The 18,951-nt window shown below is 34.2% G+C and carries 14 protein-coding genes and 1 pseudogene; 2 read left to right on the top strand and 13 right to left on the bottom strand.

Translation table 11 applies throughout. The annotated features are described in order from the left end of the window. Position 1: 1 nt before the first annotated feature. The 4 genes from JFT95_RS00465 to JFT95_RS00450 form a co-directional block, all read right to left on the bottom strand. A complete protein-coding gene (locus tag JFT95_RS00465; protein WP_201051109.1) occupies positions 2-2,863 on the bottom strand; it encodes a YhgE/Pip domain-containing protein in 2,862 nt (953 codons plus the stop codon). 305 nt (positions 2,864-3,168) lie between these two features. Next, complete coding sequence (locus JFT95_RS00460) at positions 3,169-3,960, bottom strand: endonuclease/exonuclease/phosphatase family protein (protein WP_002029550.1); 792 nt, start codon at positions 3,958-3,960, stop codon at positions 3,169-3,171. Positions 3,961-3,964: 4 nt separating this feature from the next. Next, positions 3,965-5,602 (bottom strand): PTS transporter subunit IIBC, encoded by a 1,638-nt coding sequence (locus JFT95_RS00455; RefSeq protein WP_002029549.1) that lies wholly within the window; start codon positions 5,600-5,602, stop codon positions 3,965-3,967. A gap of 200 nt (positions 5,603-5,802) precedes the next feature. Beyond that, positions 5,803-7,467: a glycoside hydrolase family 13 protein gene (locus JFT95_RS00450; protein WP_002167020.1), complete on the bottom strand. Its 1,665-nt coding sequence runs from the start codon at positions 7,465-7,467 to the stop codon at positions 5,803-5,805. Positions 7,468-7,842: 375 nt separating this feature from the next. Between JFT95_RS00450 and JFT95_RS00445 the strand changes: the two genes are divergently transcribed. Further along, the gene (locus JFT95_RS00445; RefSeq protein WP_201051107.1) at positions 7,843-9,177 is read left to right on the top strand and encodes an FAD-binding oxidoreductase; all 1,335 of its coding nucleotides are present in this window, start codon (positions 7,843-7,845) and stop codon (positions 9,175-9,177) included. 122 nt (positions 9,178-9,299) lie between these two features. Here the strand turns inward: JFT95_RS00445 and JFT95_RS00440 are convergent, their stop codons facing one another. From JFT95_RS00440 to JFT95_RS30205, 9 genes and pseudogenes are all read right to left on the bottom strand, one after another. Continuing rightward, positions 9,300-9,983, bottom strand: a complete 684-nt coding sequence (locus JFT95_RS00440) for a hypothetical protein (RefSeq protein WP_060751225.1) — start codon at positions 9,981-9,983, stop codon at positions 9,300-9,302. 157 nt (positions 9,984-10,140) lie between these two features. Then, positions 10,141-10,830, bottom strand: coding sequence for a Crp/Fnr family transcriptional regulator (locus tag JFT95_RS00435; RefSeq protein WP_088038295.1), 690 nt, complete (start codon positions 10,828-10,830; stop codon positions 10,141-10,143). Between the two features lie 201 nt (positions 10,831-11,031). Then, positions 11,032-11,994, bottom strand: coding sequence for a carbamate kinase (arcC, locus tag JFT95_RS00430; protein WP_201051105.1), 963 nt, complete (start codon positions 11,992-11,994; stop codon positions 11,032-11,034). Between the two features lie 37 nt (positions 11,995-12,031). After that, complete coding sequence (gene arcD / locus JFT95_RS00425; RefSeq protein WP_201051103.1) at positions 12,032-13,447, bottom strand: arginine-ornithine antiporter; 1,416 nt, start codon at positions 13,445-13,447, stop codon at positions 12,032-12,034. A gap of 99 nt (positions 13,448-13,546) precedes the next feature. Continuing rightward, positions 13,547-14,545 (bottom strand): ornithine carbamoyltransferase, encoded by a 999-nt coding sequence (gene argF, locus JFT95_RS00420; protein WP_002029543.1) that lies wholly within the window; start codon positions 14,543-14,545, stop codon positions 13,547-13,549. 30 nt (positions 14,546-14,575) lie between these two features. Beyond that, the gene (gene arcA, locus JFT95_RS00415; RefSeq protein ID WP_201051101.1) at positions 14,576-15,808 is read right to left on the bottom strand and encodes an arginine deiminase; all 1,233 of its coding nucleotides are present in this window, start codon (positions 15,806-15,808) and stop codon (positions 14,576-14,578) included. Between the two features lie 269 nt (positions 15,809-16,077). Continuing rightward, positions 16,078-16,527 carry an arginine repressor gene (gene argR, locus JFT95_RS00410; RefSeq protein ID WP_033708744.1) on the bottom strand — a complete coding sequence of 150 codons (450 nt, stop codon included), beginning with the start codon at positions 16,525-16,527 and terminating at the stop codon, positions 16,078-16,080. Between the two features lie 153 nt (positions 16,528-16,680). After that, positions 16,681-17,607, bottom strand: a complete 927-nt coding sequence (locus JFT95_RS00405; protein ID WP_483862090.1) for a methyl-accepting chemotaxis protein — start codon at positions 17,605-17,607, stop codon at positions 16,681-16,683. A 15-nt stretch (positions 17,608-17,622) separates the two neighbouring features. Continuing rightward, positions 17,623-17,808, bottom strand: a pseudogene (locus JFT95_RS30205) (HAMP domain-containing protein); the annotation flags it as partial. 375 nt (positions 17,809-18,183) lie between these two features. On the opposite strand from JFT95_RS30205, the gene JFT95_RS00400 reads away from it, so the two are divergent. Then, on the top strand, positions 18,184-18,906 hold the full coding sequence (locus JFT95_RS00400) for an amino acid ABC transporter ATP-binding protein (protein WP_088293259.1): 723 nt from the start codon (positions 18,184-18,186) through the stop codon (positions 18,904-18,906). Positions 18,907-18,951: the final 45 nt, after the last annotated feature.

Below are 18,951 nucleotides of genomic sequence, written 5' to 3'. Positions count from 1 at the left end.
TTTAATGAATAATTTTACTTCCTTTTGCGTTCTCAACAAACTTTTCACTTGATTTGTTAATTGGTGTTTTCAGTAATAACGCAGCCACAATCATAACTACTACGAAAACACTTAACACAAGTAAATCTCTAGTTACTATATCCCAAAGCATTCCGCCAACTGTTTCACGAATTGCACTAATTGCATATGTGAATGGTAAGAACGGATAAATTGCTTGGAAGAACGGTGGTGTCATTTGAATTGGGAATGTTCCGCCTGATCCCGCTACTTGCAGTACAAGTAAAATGATCGCCATCGATTTCCCAACGTTTCCGAAAATAGAAACGAGTGAGTATACGATACAAACAAAGACTCCCCCAATAAATAAACTAAATAACACAAACCAGAACTTATCGACTACGTACGTACCGAGTAAGAATATATCTCCCATTGATACGATAAACGCTTGTGAAAGACCTATCGTTAAGAATGTTAATAAACGTCCGAAGTAAACTTCATGGCTCTTATAATTCGCGCCCTCTTCGTGTACTTCTACCGTTAATAATGAAACCATTAATAATGCGCCTACCCATAATGCAAGCACTGTATAGAATGGTGACATTGCTGAACCGTAGTTCGGCATTGCAAATAATTTATTCTCTTTTAAATTTACTGGATTTGCAAAGTAGTCACTTTGCTTTTCAACATCATTCTTTAATAAGCGTATGATGTCTTTTATATCCTCTTCAGATTCAAAATCACGAATTTTATCTGCTAATTCTTTAATCTTTTTCTCAGTCTCCGGCATTTCAGCTTTAATGTCTGCTAATTTCTTTCTACCGTCTACTAAGCCTTTGGATGAATCTTCTAGTAATTTTTTAACATCTGGAAGCTTTTTGTCTGCATCATTTAAAATTTGAGTTGTATTTTTCGACATCTCTTTTGTACGAGCAATTGCTGTGTTGAAGCCTGGTACAATTTCTGCATCATACGTCGATAATACATCTGCTAATTGAGCTGATCCGCCTTTCGCAGCATTGTTAATACTTTCAATTACATCTTTTGTCGGTTTCTGGCCATTGTTAAGAAGTGTAATACCCTTATTCGTTGCCTCTACACCTTTTTGTAAACTACTTTTCGCTTTATTTAACTTTGTAATTCCATTATTAAGGTTTTTATCACTATTTACATCTGCTAAAACCTTATTTGTGCTTTCTAGAACTGGAATCATATCATCAATTAAACCGATTCCAGATTGGAATTGACCATTTAAGCTATTTAAAGCTACTTTTGTTGAATCTAAACCGTTAACACCTTTATTTTGTATATCTTCTTTTGCTTTTTGTAAATCTGCTTTAGCACCTTCAAGGCCATTTTTCGCTTTATCGTAATCTGCTTTTGCATTATCATATGCTGCATTTGCATCAACTTTAGCTTGATCTACTGTACTAACTGCTTTTTGATAATCTGCTACAAATGTTTCATTATAATCTTTTTCAGCTCGATCGATTAAAGCATTTGTTTCATTTAGTTTCTGATTGATTCCATCTCGCACATCTTGTTTTACTTCTTGACCTGTGCTAATCAAATCATTTAAACGTTTAAATCGATTATTTAAATCTTGTTGTCCATCTTTAATAGCTGTTAAATGCTCTTTTCTTGTTTTAAAGAAATTTTGCCCAAACTCAGTTTGAGCTCCTTGCTCTAAACGAGCCATAACATCAATTACATAAGAGAGATTGTCAATATGCGTTTGAAGATTATTAGATATAGTTGAAATATTTTTCTTAGCTATCTCTGGGTCAACGCTCCCATTTTGCAATCCATCCATAACACTTTGTGCATAAGCTGTTCCTGCACGGGATGAACTTAAAACATTATTGACTGTTTGATTAATATTTTGCGCTATATTTTTATAACCATCACTATTCAACTTAGAAAGGTCCGGTCTCGCTGGGAATTCAGGCAATCCATTCATTCCAGACAAATCAGGAATAGCTAGATCCACACCCGGATTCATTAAAAAGTCAGTAAATGCAGCTGCACTATCCATAACACCTTTGGCTGCTACTAAATCATTTCTTATCGTTCCTGGAGCATTCTTTAATGTTTGATCTTGTCTTGCAAAGAACTTATCTAAATTTGCCAACGCTTCTTGCCCATCATTTATTACACTCTCTACAACAGGTAGATCTTTTTGTGCTACTTTCACGATATCTTCTGCTCGAGTCGCATCATCTAACGCCTTATCCATAAGTGTATTCATTTCTGGGAACTGCGCTTCTAATTTAAATACAAGATCTTTTACTTTCTCGATGCTTGGTAAGTTAGTTTCTAAATCGATTCCAAGGTCATTGAAGATTTCAAAAATCTCACCGTTTGCTGTTTTAACAAAGTTTTTACTAACCTCTTCTGTAAGACCCGATGCACCTTTAGCTGTAATTTTCGGTGCAATCGCATTTACTTTTTCATTTACATAGTAATCAAGTTCTGGTTTCTGTGGATTTTCATTCAAGACCGTTGCAATCTTTTCAGAAAAATCTTTTGGAATAGTAATACTTGCGGAATAATCTCCACGCTCTACTCCATAAATTGCTTGCTTTTCATCAACAAACTTCCACCCGAAATTTTTGTCCTTCTTAAGTGAATCTACAATTTCTTTCCCGATGTTAATATCTTTCCCTCTTAAATTTGATCCAACATCTTGGTTAGAAACTGCAATCTGGATTCCTTTCGTATTTCCGTAAGGATCCCAAGAAGCTTTAATGTTAAACCATGCATATAACGATGGTAAAATCATTAACCCTAAAACAATAACAATTGCAGCCCAATGTTTGGCTACATTCCGTAAATCTGTCTTATAAATACGCCAAATCTGTTTCATATAAGCAATCACCTAATTATATATTTTTCTTTCTTTGGAAAATGATACATACATTTTGCAATTATATCACTTTCTACATCGTGGATTAAACGAAAACATACTATTTTTCCCATTAAATATTTCACTTACTTCATTATATAACGAAGTAAAAAAAGTATGCATACAAAATGACCAAATTAGTTTTACATTCAATAATAACAAATATATAGGAAATGTCATAAAAAATACAAGTATTTTCTCTTGGGAATACTTGTATTTATCAAAAAAACCTCCCAGCTTTTCATTATCTGTGAGGGTTTCTTCTATTATATATCTAATTGTACTTCTACACCGAAATGATCAGAAATTACATTTCGATTTGTTCCATTAAAAATGACTTTTGAAGAATTAACTGTTTTACTTCGATTGCTTAATATTAGGTCGATTCGTAAGTTTTGTTTATTTTCATCCCAACCAGCAATCTCTCCTTGGACAGTTGTTCCTTCATCCTTCTCTATCGCTAGTTCATATGTGTCATATAAACCTTTTTGCATCGTATACTCATAACCCTCTCCTTCCAAACGAGCATTGTTATTAAAATCACCCATTAAGAAGGAAAGTTCATTGCTATTTACACGCTCCATTAAACGATCAACTTGGTCTTTGAATGATTCTTCTTCATCATTCCACCAACCGAGATGGCAAGAATAAAACGTTATATTCTTATCATTATAAGCAATTGTTGCACTTACAATTTTGCGTGTTTTCCAATACGTTGTATCCTTATTTTCTGAGACAAAGAACGTATCTTCCTTTACAATGTTGTGCTTTGTTATAATTGCTAATCCTTCTTCGTACACATCATATCCAATATGAGAGAAATCCCAAATAATATTGTATTCTTTTACATTTAATGCTCTTAACTCTTCTAGCAGTAAAAGCCCAAAATTATCTTTTTTCTTGTTACCGCATACATTTTCAGCTTGTATAGACTGACTTACTTCTTGCAATGCGATCACATCATAATCTTCTTCTTGAATTGCTTTAGCAAGATACTTTATTTTTTCAATTTGATTCTCTTCTTGCCAAGAGTGACAATTTAAAGTTAGCAATTTCATATTATTACGCACCTAACATATCTTGAATGTCTGACTTTAATACGTCAGCTTTCGGGCCATATACGGCTTGTACACCTTTATCTTTAACAATAAGTCCTAAAGCACCATTTTGTTTCCATTGTGCTTCTGGTGCAACAACATCTAAATCTTTTACTGTTATACGTAAACGTGTCATACAAGCATCTACGTCAGCAATATTATCTTTTCCGCCCAATAAATCAATAACTTTTGTTGCTAATGAACCATCTTGTACATTTCCTGTTCCTTCTGTTGACTCATCTTCATTATCAATATAGTTACCTGCACGCCCTGGCGTTGGTAAATTGAATTTTTTAATTAAGAAGTTGAATAACGTAAAGTTAAGGCCGAAGAACACTAATGAAACAATGACAAAGTTGATTAAATCTCTCGTTAAACCTGCATTGATCATCATTGGTGTACGTGTAATTAACTCAATAAATCCAAATGCATGAACACGTAAATTAATTAAATCCGCTAATGCGAATGCAAGTCCTGTTGTAATTGCATACACAACATATAATACTGGTGCAATAAACATGAACATGAATTCAATTGGTTCTGTTACACCTGTTAAGAATACTGCTAATGCAGCTGATAAGAACATTGGTTTATATTTTGCACGTTTTTCTTTATCAACATTACGGAACATCGCAAACGCAATCCCCATTAACGCTGCCGTTGAGCCGATAACTTGTCCAGCTTTGAAACGAGCTGGTACAACGTTATTTAATAAATCGTTATATGCTTTCGTATCTCCATTTGCTAATAAGTTATTTAAATCTGTAATCCATGCAAGCCATAACGGATCTTGTCCCGCTACAATTTGTCCAACCTTTGAGCCAGTTAACATCGTATATGTTCCGCCTAGCTCTGTGTAGTTCATCGGAATTGTTAACATATGATGTAATCCAAATGGTAATAATAAACGTTCTAACGTTCCATATACAAACGGTGCAATAACTGGTGCACTATCTTTAGATGCTGCAATCCAGCGACCAAATTCATTTAATCCACTTTGGATAAATGGCCATACAAGTGATAATACAATCGCAGTGACTGTAGACCAAACAATTACAACGAATGGTACGAATCGTTTTCCATTAAAGAATGCTAATGCCTGTGGCAGTTTATTATAATTGTAGTATTTGTTATATAAAGTAGCTCCTAAGAAACCTGTGATAATCCCTACGAAAACTCCCATGTTTAATGCTGGTGCACCAAGTACAGAAGTAAAGTAATCTTTTACAAGTAAATCTCCTGCTAAAAATGAAGAAACTGTCGCTTTTGAATCCGTTAACATTTGAGCGTTTACGCCAAATATAGCTCCTGTAATTCTGTTTGTTAAAACGAATGCTAATAGTGCTGCAAATGCACCACCTGCTCGATCCTTCGCCCAAGATCCCCCAATTGCTACTGCGAATAAGATGTGTAGATTTGTAATAATTGCCCAACCGATGTCTTCCATTACTCGAGCAATGGTATGAACTGCGTTAACATCCCCAGCAGACATCCCAATTAACTTACCGATGGAAATCATTAAACCAGCTGCTGGCATTACAGCTACAACAACTAGTAACGCTTTCCCGAACTTTTGCCAAAAATCAAAAGACGTAATTTTCATCTGTTTTTCCTCCCCTTTATTTATAACAACATAATGATTTAAATTATAATTTCTGTTTCTCTTATGAAAACGATTCCTTATGTTTCTTTTTCTCTTTACGCAACCGTTTTCATAAATCTATTTTAATAAAAGCGTTTTCACATTGCAATAGAAATTTATTTTTTTCATAAAAAAAGATGCTCAAAGAGCATCCTTTTTCATTATAAAATGCGATAAACCCTTGTTTCATAAGGTTTCAACGTGATTGTAGTTATTTGTTCATGTTCCGCAACTTCATAGTTATTTAAAAGCAAACGTTTGCGTTCTAATGCAAATAAACTCTCATTATACACAGATTCCTCTTTTGAGATATTACTAATTACAATGACTTTTTCATCCTGTAGCGTACGTGTATATGCATAAATTTGTGGATCGTCTTCTAATAGTAAATCGTACGTACCGTAGTTCAGTACATCGTGCTCTTTTTTCAAGGCAATCATTTTCTTATAGAAATTGAAAATAGACTTTTCTTCATTTTTTTGCTTTTCAACATTAATTTCTTTGTAATTTGGATTCATGCTAAACCAAGGTGTACTTGTTGTGAAGCCAGCATTCATTTCATCGTTCCACTGCATAGGTGTACGTGAATTATCGCGGCAAGAAGCCCATATAATTTCCATCATATCTTGATGTGATACGCCCTCTGCAATTTTCTCACGATATAAATTTTTAATTGCTACATCATCGTAATCTTCAATATTTGGGAACTGAACATTTGTCATACCAATTTCTTGTCCTTGATAAATAAACGGTGTGCCGTGCATAAAGAAATACATCGCTCCTAAAGCCGTTGCACTTTCACGCCAATATTCTTTATCATTTCCCCAAGTAGACACAATACGTGGCTTATCATGATTTTCAATATATAAAGCATTCCATCCCTTATTTTCTAAACCTTTTTGCCACTTTGTTAATACTTTTTTCAACTCAACAACATCAAGATCTTTCTTCTTTTCTGCATCCCATAAGCTTAAATGCTCAAATTGGAATACCATATTGAATTTACCATTCTCTTCTCCAACCCAAAGATCAGCATCTTCAACTTTCACACCATTTGCTTCTCCAACAGTCATAATATCGTATTTAGCAAATGTGTTTTCTTTTAATTCTTCTAGTAATGGCTGAATACCATTTACATTCATATGTTTGTCAAAAGAAGGCACATACTTTAACCCTTTTGGGTTTGGCATATCCTTGAGGCCATCTTCTTTTTTTATATGACTAATCGCATCGACGCGGAAACCATCAATACCTTTATCAAGCCACCAATTAACAGTATCATATAAAACTTCACGAACTTCTTTATTCTCCCAGTTCAAATCTGGTTGTTTACGCGAGAATAAATGTAAATAATATTGCTCTGTCACTTCATCATATTCCCATGCAGAACCATTAAAGATACTTTCCCAATTGTTTGGTTCCGCGCCGTCTTTACCATCCTGCCAAATATACCAATCACGCTTCGGATTGTCTTTAGAAGAACTTGATTCAATAAACCATGGATGTTCATCACTTGTATGATTAATAACTAAATCAATAATAAGCTTCATGTCACGCTTATGAACTTCATCTAGTAGCATATCAAAATCTTCCATCGTACCAAATTCATCCATAATATCTTGATAGTCACTAATATCATAACCATTATCGTCATTAGGTGATTTATACATTGGACAAATCCAAATTACATCTATACCTAAATCTTTTAAATAATCCAGCTTTGCAATAATCCCCTGTAAATCTCCAATACCATCACCATTTGAATCCATAAAGCTACGTGGATAAATTTGATAAGCGACAGCTTCTTTCCACCATGTCTTATTCATACTAATTCTCTCCTTTTGCATCCCATCGGATTTTTTATGCAAACGTTTTCGTAACACTATCATAACAAAATATGAATAGTTTGCAACTGTTTTCATTGAACTCTATGTAGTTTCCTTATTCTTATGCCTTATTTATTTCTTACAAAGATAAAGTGAAACTTTAATCGTTAAGGAGATGTCCATTCCCCGCTGATTATTAGCCCTTACCAATCGAGCTTTTACGAGCAGCCCTATCTTCTTTGTTTCAGCCGGATTGTCTTACTGCTTGCAAATAACGGGATAAATCTAACCCTTCTCTTCTTCTCGTCCATGCGTGTTAAATACACTCTTCATATACTAATACAAGCTCATATTATTTCAGAAAGGAGATATAAATTGAAACAAACAAAATTAACTGGTCGTATCGTCGTTCCCTCGGATCCTGGGTATGACATAGCCCGAATAAATTTAAATTTAAGCATTCCAAAATTCCCTTGTATTATTGTTTTTTGTCAAAATAAAAATGATGTGTGTAACGCCTTAAAATGGGCACGTGAGCGTCATATACCATTTCGCTTAAGAAGTGGACGACATAGCTACGAAAATTTCTCTCTTTTAAATGGCGGGCTTATTATTGATGTGAGTGAAATGAAGCAAATTACGGTTAGTACAGGAAAATTAACAGCAACAATTGAAGCGGGTGCAAATCTTGGCACTGTGTATAAAGAACTTTGGAAATATGGTGTTACAATACCAGCTGGCACAAGTGCAAGTGTCGGAATTGTGGGGTTAACACTCGGCGGTGGCATTGGCATGCTTTCACGCTTATTTGGACTAACATGTGATCAATTAGTAGAAGTCGAAATGGTACAAGCGTGCGGGAAATTTGGTGCAAAAATCATTCGTGCAAATGAACAAGAAAACCCTAACCTATTTTGGGCATGCCGTGGCGGTGGCGGTGGAAATTTCGGGATTATTACTTCCTTAACCTTTCGAGTCCACCCTATTAAAAACGTATCAATTTTCTCACTTACATGGGAATGGAAAGACTTTATTGCTGCATTTCAAGCTTGGCAAAACTGGGCACCTTATATAGATGAACGTCTCACTTCATCAATTGAATTATTCTCTAAACAACGAAATAAAATCGAGGTGAAAGGTGAATTTGTCGGCTCTCCTTCTGAACTTTATCCTCTATTATCTCCTCTTCTTGAAACTGGTAATCCTTCTCTCTTTATAGATGAAGTCCCGTATATAAAGGCTGTTCAATTCTTTAATAGCGGCAATATTCCTGAAAAATTCAAACGCTCTGGTTCCTACGTATATAAACCTATCCCTCTTAAAGGTATTCAAATCTTACAATATTTTCTTTCTCATGCACCAAATAAAGATGCGAGTATTTGGCACCAATCACTCGTAGGTGCTGTAGAAAACATTTCGCCTAATGAAACAGCTTATTTCCACCGCAAGGCAATTATTGCTCAAGAATATATTACTTCTTGGAAATGCAACGATGAAGAAAATCGAAATATACGCTGGGTTAAAGATTTACGGGAAAGCTTAGATCCTTACACACTAGGAGACTATGTCAATTGGCCCGATATCGACATAAAAAATTGGCAAACTAGTTATTATGGCTCTAATTTTCAAAGGTTGCGTAAAGTGAAGACAGCATATGACCCTTGTAATGTTTTTCGTTTTCAACAAAGTATCCCACCCTTTCATACGTAAAAAAGGGGATAAAATAAAAAACCATCCAATATGCCGTTACCTCACAGCATGTTGGATGATTCAAGTTGATTTTCTATATCTTTTCAAATTATTGCTCCTACTCATAAACTTTCAATTACGGATTAATTGTATTTCTCATCATTTTTATGCAATGAATGTAATTTAATATTTGGTACTTTATCTTTTTCAATACCGCTATTATAAGCAACAGGAATTTGAAATTCGAATTGTTTTGTCTCATGTTTTTGTAAATAGACTGGTTTCGGTACTGGATAACCTTTTGAATTCTCGTTTGCATTATCATATAAAACAACTTTTAATGCCTGTGAATGATTACGATAATTTTTTAAAGTCACAATGCATTTTTGTTCGATACCCTCTCCATTTTTCTCCATTCTACACTGGCTATCTTCTTTTTTATATTCTATCGCCTCTACCCCTGTTTTTCCTGCGTAGTACCATGTTTTATTCAATGTATGGAGAATGTTATTTAAAATAAACGGCATCATTAAAATCAAAATACTAATGCCTACTACTTTTATCTTATTCATTGTTCTAAATGTACTAGATTTCTTTTTTACTAGCCATTTTACAAATAATATAAATGCGATTATATGTAGTACGAAAGAAACAATTAATATATTTGAAACTTTATAACCCATATAAATATATGTATATACCGGAACCTTATAGAAATTGAATAGTTTTTCCCCAATTAATTCATTATCGTTTGGAATTTTTAATAATAACAAAACCCCTATACTGTAACAAATAGCTACTAATCGATCATACTCAATTCGAACCATTCCTTCTCCCCTTCCTTTTGCTTTTTTATTATCGATTTTAGCTATTATTACCATAATATACAATCATTTTATAGAGGATAACGTAAAAAAGCCCCTTATAAACATACAAAGAACTTTATTAATATACAATATGAATTAGAAAATCAATATGCAATTTTCACATAGAGACCTCCTCAAAATATGTTGGATTATGTATTGTAATTTTTTTATCCAGAATTGTAACAATACTATCGTTTTTTAATTGTTTTAATACGCCGCTAACCGTCTCTCGGGACGTCCCAGATATTTTTGATATTTCAATTGTTGTAAGTGGGCATGAAATTACAATCGTTTCGCCACTCTGTTCTCCTAAATCTTGCATTAAATAATTTAATGTTTGAATGACTCGATCTTGTGCATTAGGAATTGTAATATTTTGCACTCGATTTTCGTTTAGTTTTAATATTGATGATAATTGCTGAACAACGTACATTAATTGCGTCCTACTAGATTTCACCATATCTTCGAAAATTACTGTCGGAATATAATATACCTCTACATCTGTCATCGCTTCTGCCGTATAGTTATATCCTCTGTCTGTAAACATACCACCATAAGGAAAAATAGAATACCGCTTTACATAGTCATCATATAATAAATTTCCACTTTGATTTACCCGCTCTAACTTTACAAAACCATCTAACATGAAGTAAATTCTTTCTCTTGAATCCCCTTCTAAAAATAAAAATTGACCCTTTTTATAAGTTCGCCAATAGACAAACTCCGCCAAACCTTTCAATTTCTTTTCTGTTAAATGAGCAAATAATTCAAATTGTTTTAAGTCTTTAACTACGTTCCGTCTATTCATAAAATTCCCTCTCTCTTGCTGTATGTTGGAGCGAAAAATTAAGAAAGCGTATTCAAATTAAATTTTATCATAATTAACTTATATATTCGGATTTCATCATGAAAACTTTATGAACAATGAGTACAAAAAATATTAATAAATAAAAAGAATGAAGTTACTAACTTCATTCTTTTTTTATTAATAAATAGCGCACACAATTATTTAAACATACATGCATAAATTCTGTTTAGAAATAATAGTACCAACTTTTTCTTCTAGTGCTTCATATACTTTTTCTAAAGACGTAATAATTGTTTTTCTTTTTGGATTTGTATTAACAAAATTAATAGCAGCTTCAATTTTTGGAAGCATACTTCCCGCAGCAAATTGTTTTTCCTCAATGTATTCTTCTAATTGATTCACTGTGACATGCTCTAATTTCTTTTGATTCAGTTGATTATAATTTACATACACATGATCAACTGCAGTTAAAATTACGAGCGTATCAGCATCTACTAATTCAGCTAATTTCTGCGCAGCGAAATCTTTATCGATAACCGCTTCAGTTCCTTTTAACCCTTCTTCGGAATCAATTACTGGAATTCCACCACCACCAACAGCTATCACTATATTTCCATCCTCAACTAAAGAATTAATTACTTTATGCTCATGAATACTTACAGGCTTCGGTGATGGAACAACACGTCTCCACCCTCTGCCAGCATCCTCTTTAAACACTGCTTTTGTTTCTTCCATTAATCTTCTTGCTTCTTCTTCCGTATAAAAAGGACCAATTGGTTTAGTTGGATTTTTAAATGCCTCATCTTTTTCATCCACGACAACGCGTGTTATAACCGTTGCTACGTCTTTTTTTATATTCCGTTTTTTCAATGCCTTTTCAATCGCATTTTCCATCCAATATCCAATCATCCCTTGGCTCATTGCACCACAAGTATCTAATGGCATTGCAGGTGTCTTTTCCGTTTCTGCAGCTTTTTGCTGTAATAAAATATTCCCCACTTGCGGGCCATTTCCGTGCGCAATTACTATATCTACATCATTTTCCATTATTTTCACAAGTTGTTCCGCTGTTTTTTCTAATGCTTCTTGCTGTGCCCCTGCAGTAGCTTTTCCAGACTGTATCGCATTTCCCCCTAGTGCAACTACAATTTTTCTTCGTACCATATTTCAGCCCTCCAGTTAATTTCGCTTTCACAGCGCTTTATAAAGTAATACTGCCTGTAATTAATCCATAAATCGCAAAGAATGCTAAAGCACCAATTGCTACCGATGATGCTAATTCCACTCGAGTAAATATTTGCTTCGAACTCTTTTGCTTTTGAACATTGTAAAAGATAAAAATACCTGGCGCATATAAAGTCATTGTTAATAATAAATACTCTAAACCAGCTGCATAAACTAACCACACACCATAAATACTTGCTATCAAACCAATTATTATATTTTTATTTCGATCCACTTCTTCAGACCTTAAGCTATGCTTCAGTTGATAAAATGCTGAAAAAGCATATGGGATTAAAATAGCTGAAGATGCTAAAGAGAATGCAAAGTTATACGCCTGATCGGAAACGACGAATGTTAATAAGAACATTTGAATTAAGCCATTTGTTATCCATAATGAATTTATTGGAGCCTTATTTTTATTTTCTTTTGCAAACCATTTTGGAAATACTCCGTCTTTAGCCGCCAAATATGGAATTTCAGATGCGAGTAAAGTCCAGCCTAACCAAGCACCTAATACAGAGATGACTAAACCTAAATTAATAAAGATAGCCCCCCATTTTCCAACAACACTTTCAAATAAATAAGCCATAGACGGATTTTTCAAATTAGCAATATCTGCTTGCTGCATAAGTCCAAGAGACAGTAATGTAATTAAAATGTAAATGATGAGTGTACCAATTAAGCCAATAACCGTTGCTTTCCCTACATCACTTCTATTTTTTGCTCGACTAGATAAAACAACAGCCCCTTCTACCCCAATAAACACCCATAAAGTTACAAGCATTGTACTTTTAACTTGGCTGCCAACCGCTCCCCATGAAAAAGAACCAGTTTGTCCCCAAAATCCATCTAGAAACGTATCAATATGAAACGCGAAGATTCCTATAACAATAAATACAAATACAGGTACTAATTTTGCGATTGTAGTTACTAAATTCACAAGTGCTGCTGATTGAACTCCACGTAAAATTAACATGTGAACACACCATAATAATACGCTTGCACCAATAATGGATGCTACATTTTGACCGCCTTCAAAGCTGGGGAAGAAATACCCTAATGAAGAAAACAATAATGTACCGTAAGCTACATTACCAAGCCAGGCAGATAGCCAATATCCCCACGCACTATTAAATCCCATGAAATTACCAAATCCTGCTTTTGCATAGCTAAAAATACCGCCATCTAAATCTGGCCGTTTTACAGTTAGATTTTGAAAAGATAATCCAAGCGCAATCATCCCAATTCCTGTTATAACCCAACCAATAATAATGGCTCCAGCACCAGCACCTTTTGCCATATCACTTGCTAAATTAAATGCTCCACCGCCAATCATAGACCCCACTACAAGCGCCGTTAATGTAAACAACCCTAATTTCTTATCTTCATCCATTCCACTCACCTCTCTTTAATTGCAATAACAATACGAAAGCCATAGTGAATGATAGTGTCTAAAGGAGGAGAAAGAAGAAAGGAAGACTCCCTTTCTTCTTTACTCCATGTTTCCTAAAGTAGCTGCCATAACCGCTTTAATTGTATGCATTCTATTTTCAGCCTGATCAAATACTTTTGAATGTTTACTGCGGAATACTTCGTCAGTTACCTCCATTTCCCTCAACCCATATTTCTCATAAACTTCCTCACCATACATCGTTTCAACATCATGGAATGCGGGTAAACAATGTAAGAAAATCACATTTTCATTTCCTGTTTCTTTAATCATTTTCATATTTACTTGATAAGGTTTCAATAACTCGACACGTTCAGCAAATTTTTCTTCCTCACCCATAGACACCCATACATCTGTATAAATTACATCTGCATTCGCAACAGCTTCTTCCACATTACTTGTTATCATTACCTGTTCATTATATTTTTTTGCTAAATCAATTACTTCTTGCTCTGGCCATAAAGATTCCGGTGTACAAATACGTACATCCATTCCAACGATCGCTCCACCAACTAGTAAGCTATTAGCAACATTATTTCGTCCATCTCCAACGTAAACGAGCTTCACATTTTCTAATTTCCCTACATGTTCTCTAATTGTTAATAAATCTGCAAGTGTTTGTGTTGGATGCCACATATCTGTTAATCCATTCCAAACCGGCACACCAGAATTTTGTGCTAAAGATTCTACAGTTTCATGATTAAATCCACGAAACTCAATTCCGTCAAACATGCGTCCTAACACTTTTGCTGTATCCTCTACGGATTCTTTTTTCCCAAGCTGAATATCACCTTTCCCTAAATATTCAGGGTTCGCCCCCAAATCCGTACATGCTACTGTAAATGCACATCGCGTACGAGTAGAGGTTTTTTCAAATAATAGCGCTACATTTTTACCTTCTAAATAATGATGTGGGACACCGTTTTTCTTTTTCTCTTTTAATTCTGCTGCTAAATCTAGAAAATATAATAATTCTTCTTGTGTAAAATCTTTTTCAGCTAGAAAACTTCTTCCTTTTAAATTTGGTCTAGTCATTAACATACTTCATCCCTACTTTCTCCGTTATTTATACTAAATATCTTTACGAACAATTGGCATACTCATGCAACGTGGACCCCCACGACCACGAGATAATTCCGAACTTAGCACCTCAATGACTTCTATACCATGCTCCCTTAATAAAGTATTGGATACATAGTTGCGATCATATGTAACAACTACACCTGGCGCAATTGCTAATGTATTAGAACCGTCATTCCATTGTTCACGGGCGGAAGCAATTGCATCTCCTCCTCCACAAGGAATAAGAACTAATTCACTTAAACCTAATACCTCTTTTAATGCTTCCATTAAAGAAGTACGATGTGTAATTTTAAGATTTTCCGCATCTGGACCTTTTTCTAAAATATAAATATTCATATTTCCTTTTGGCCCTTGAATGGCTGGGTGAATTGTAAACTTGTCATAATCAACCATTGTAAACACTGTATCTAAATGCATAAATGCTCGGCATTTTGGAATTTCTATTGCTAACACTTTCTTAATTTTATTTTGTCGGCTAAAAAGATTTTTAGCTAAACGTTCAATTGCTTTAGCTGACGTACGGGCAGATACTCCAATTGCAATTGTTTCTTCATTTAAAATTAGCTCATCGCCACCTTCAATTGGAAACTTATAATCACGATCTAGCCAAATTGGCACATTGTGATTTGCAAATCTTGGATGATACTTAATGATGTACTCCATGAATAATGATTCACGTCTACGCGCCGGTTCTCTCATCTTATTTATCGTTAAACCATCGCCCACGCTAGCTGCTGGATCACGAGTAAAATATAAATTAGGCATTGGGTCTAAGTAAAACGGATAATGATCTTCCATTAATTCGTATAAATGTTTCTTCTTACTTGTTTCAATTTCGTTTTTCCGTACACCACCCATAATTTTTTGAATTAATTCTTCATTTGAAAAGGAAAGTAAATATTCTTTTAAAGTTTGATGTGCAACATTTACGTCAGCCTGTCCTTCTTCTAAAATACGATCAACAAATTCTTCTCGAAGTTTTTTATCTACTAATGCCTCAGCAGCTAGTTTTTCTAAATAAAGAACTTCAACACCCCGATTGCGTAATGTTTGTGCAAAATAATCATGCTCTTTTTGAATAATTGGTAAGTATGGAATATCGTCAAATAATAATTGTTGCAAATAATCTGGCGTTAAGTTTTCCACTTCTTTACCAGGTCGTTTTAATAAAACTGTTTGTAATTCCCCAATTTCTGAAGTAACATGTATCGGATGCTTCATTTGTTGTACCTCCTTTTAAATATGTTTGATGTCTTACAAGTACATAATAAATGCTACGCGCTTTCATATTTGTGAAAACATCCACATTATCATTGTGAAATATTAAACAAGTTATTTTTTTAAAATCATATAAATTTGTATTTTTATAACATTCCATCCCGCTTTTTCAATAAAAAAATACATATATTACGCATATATGCTGAATATTTAACTTCCGTATTTTTAAAAAAATCCTGTTTTTAATTTTTATTAAAAACAGGATTTTGCATCTAAATAATTAAATTTAACCTTTCTTCTAAAATCTCCCTATCTGATTTCGACTGAGAAATTATAAGGCATGTATCATTTCCACATATACATCCTATTTTTTCTTTCCAATCTAACTCATCAAACAAAGCACCAATAACATGTGCATTACCGGGTAATGTTTTAATAACCATTAATTGATCTACACAATCAATTTTCACAACAACCTCTCGTAATTTTTTCTTTAACTTTATATCAGTTTGTAAATGCTCTTCTGAGAAAAATTTATATATCATTAATCCTTCTTGAGAAGGTACCTTCGTTAAGTTTAACTCACGAATATCTCGAGAAACTGTAGCTTGTGTTACTAATACATCTTTTTTTGCTAACAATTCTACTAATCTTTCTTGCTTCTCTATTTCATACTCCTTTACAAATTGTTTAATTAATCGTTGTCTTTTTTCTTTTTTCATAAAAGACACCCCTTTTAATATTATAGCTCGCTATAATTTTCATCCGAAAGGGACAGAAAAGAATGTTGCGGAAACGTTCATAGTTTATACTTTTTAACTGTAGATATTAAATCTAGCTAAAAAAAGAGAAGAACAGCATTCTGTTCTTCTCTTTTACATTGAAAATCGTTCAATCGTTTGTTTCAAATCCGCTGATTGCATCTCTAAGTCTTTTAATAATTGATCGATTGCTATCATATTTTTAGACTGTTGCAATGTCACACGTGCCACTTCTTGTGAACCAGCTGACGTTTCTTCCGCAATTGCTGCTACAGCCTTTGTTTGTGCTCCTGTTTGATGAATATGACTCACTTGTTCATTCATATAACTACTAATTTGCTTGGTTGTATCGGCTACTTCCATAACACTTGATGACATTTCTTTTAAAATTAATTCTGTAGCTTCTCCGCGTTTCGCCTCTTCTTTAGCTGTCTTCACCTGCTCTGTCATTTTCAATGCGACTTGCTGTACTTCATCTTGCATATTCCGTAATAACTGCGATATGTTTCTTGCGGAATGATCACTTTCATCAGCAAGTTTACGTACTTCTTCTGCTACAACCGCAAAGCCCCTTCCATGCTCTCCTGCACGAGCTGCCTCAATAGAAGCGTTGAGTGCTAATAAATTTGTTTGGCTAGCAATCTCACTCACAACAGAAACAATGTGTTCAACTTGTTTCATTCGCTCTTCTAATTTCTGTACATTTTCCATCGAATCTTCATTTTCTCTCGCCAATGTTTGAATACCTTGAATTAAAGACGTAAAGACACGTGTACTTTGTCCTAAAGCTTGAACCATTTCTGAAGACAACTCGTCAGACTGTTTTGCTTTTCCTTCTACTTCATTTGCAATAGAAGTCGTTGTATCAACAGTAGAAACGATCGCTTGAATCGATGCTGCTGATTGCTCGGCACCGGAAGAAATCTCCGCAAGAGTTTCAGACACACCTTGTGCTTGCTTTGTCGCTTCACCTGTTTGTTTTCTAATTTGCTGAACTTGATTATTTGTATACGAAAATGTAGTATCAATATTTTTTACCATGCCCCTTAAGTTCCCTAGCATCATATTAAATGCAACACTTAAAGAATTAATCTCATCATCGGTCTTTGGCAATGGGACATCTTCACGAATATCACCTTCAGCCGCTTTCCTTGCTGCTTCTTCCAACTTTCGAAGTGGTTTAATTAAAAATATTGCTGCCCCATACGCTAAAATTCCAGACCATACTACACCTAATAACATAACGATAATATTATAAACAGTTTGACTTACATAACCTTGAAAGTAATCATATATAACGTAAATGAAAATTAAACTTGTTGAATATGTAATGAAAGCTAAAACTGTAGTAAATAACATAAGCTGTATACGCAAGCCAAAGGAAAATGTTTTTCTTTCTTTTCCCATCTCTTCTTTCCCCCTTCTTATAAGCAATATAAGTACTACCTATATATTATTATCCATATTTTCGTTATAGAAAGATATAGGGATTTTAAAAATCATTATTTCTTTGAATATTAAATCCCCTGAAAAAAATAAAGGATTCTGACAATTTATGACTAATAACAGAAATAAGGGGCAACATTTGTAAAATATATTTTTGACTGGGGGTTTTGTATGATTCAAGTTCGAAATCTAGTAAAATCATTTGGCTCACTTGATGTTTTAAAAGGAATTGATTTAGAAGTAAAAGAAAAAGAAGTTGTTGTTTTAATCGGTGCCAGTGGTTCCGGCAAAAGTACATTACTTCGCTGTCTTAACTTTTTAGAAATGTACGATGAAGGTGAAATTCACTTACAAGGTGAACGAATTGATCCAAAGCATTCAAATTTAAACAAAGTCCGTGAAAATGTCGGTATGGTTTTTCAACACTTTAACCTCTTTCCTCATATGACCTCACTAGAAAACATCATAGAAGCACCTATTCACGTAAAAAAATTGGAGACAGCAGACGCGAAGGATGTTGGGAATCAACTCCTACAAAAAGTCGGCCTACAAGATAAGGCGGATGTAACTCCTCACCTACTTTCAGGTGGTCAAAAACAACGCGTTGCGATTGCACGAGCTCTTGCTATGAACCCTAAAATTATGCTATTTGATGAACCTACCTCAGCCTTAGACCCTGAACTTGTTGGAGAAGTATTGCAAGTTATGAAAGAACTTGCTGAAGAAGGAATGACCATGATTATTGTTACTCATGAAATGAATTTCGCAAGAGATGTAGCTGATCGCGTCATATTTATGGATGACGGAAAGATTGTAGAGGACGCTTCGCCAGCACAATTCTTTTCAGCTCCATCACATGAACGAGCAAAACAATTTTTACGCAACGTTTTATAATGTAACTTCTGTTTCAAATGAAAAGAAATACATCCATACGGTGCA

This window comes from Bacillus sp. TH17, from assembly GCF_016651125.1.
Classification (GTDB): domain Bacteria; phylum Bacillota; class Bacilli; order Bacillales; family Bacillaceae_G; genus Bacillus_A; species Bacillus_A mycoides.
The sequence above is the reverse complement of the archived record's forward strand: the minus strand, read 5'-3'. Positions and strand labels throughout refer to the sequence as shown.

Coding starts and splice junctions, on each gene's coding strand:
- JFT95_RS00465 (WP_201051109.1), bottom strand. CDS start 2,863: ATGAAACAGATTTGGCGTATTTATAAGACAGATTTACGGAATGTAGCC.
- JFT95_RS00460 (WP_002029550.1), bottom strand. CDS start 3,960: ATGAAATTGCTAACTTTAAATTGTCACTCTTGGCAAGAAGAGAATCAA.
- JFT95_RS00455 (WP_002029549.1), bottom strand. CDS start 5,602: ATGAAAATTACGTCTTTTGATTTTTGGCAAAAGTTCGGGAAAGCGTTA.
- JFT95_RS00450 (WP_002167020.1), bottom strand. CDS start 7,467: ATGAATAAGACATGGTGGAAAGAAGCTGTCGCTTATCAAATTTATCCA.
- JFT95_RS00440 (WP_060751225.1), bottom strand. CDS start 9,983: ATGGTTCGAATTGAGTATGATCGATTAGTAGCTATTTGTTACAGTATA.
- JFT95_RS00435 (WP_088038295.1), bottom strand. CDS start 10,830: ATGAATAGACGGAACGTAGTTAAAGACTTAAAACAATTTGAATTATTT.
- arcC (WP_201051105.1), bottom strand. CDS start 11,994: ATGGTACGAAGAAAAATTGTAGTTGCACTAGGGGGAAATGCGATACAG.
- arcD (WP_201051103.1), bottom strand. CDS start 13,447: ATGGATGAAGATAAGAAATTAGGGTTGTTTACATTAACGGCGCTTGTA.
- argF (WP_002029543.1), bottom strand. CDS start 14,545: ATGTTAATGACTAGACCAAATTTAAAAGGAAGAAGTTTTCTAGCTGAA.
- arcA (WP_201051101.1), bottom strand. CDS start 15,808: ATGAAGCATCCGATACATGTTACTTCAGAAATTGGGGAATTACAAACA.
- argR (WP_033708744.1), bottom strand. CDS start 16,527: ATGAAAAAAGAAAAAAGACAACGATTAATTAAACAATTTGTAAAGGAG.
- JFT95_RS00405 (WP_483862090.1), bottom strand. CDS start 17,607: ATGGTAAAAAATATTGATACTACATTTTCGTATACAAATAATCAAGTT.
- JFT95_RS00400 (WP_088293259.1), top strand. CDS start 18,184: ATGATTCAAGTTCGAAATCTAGTAAAATCATTTGGCTCACTTGATGTT.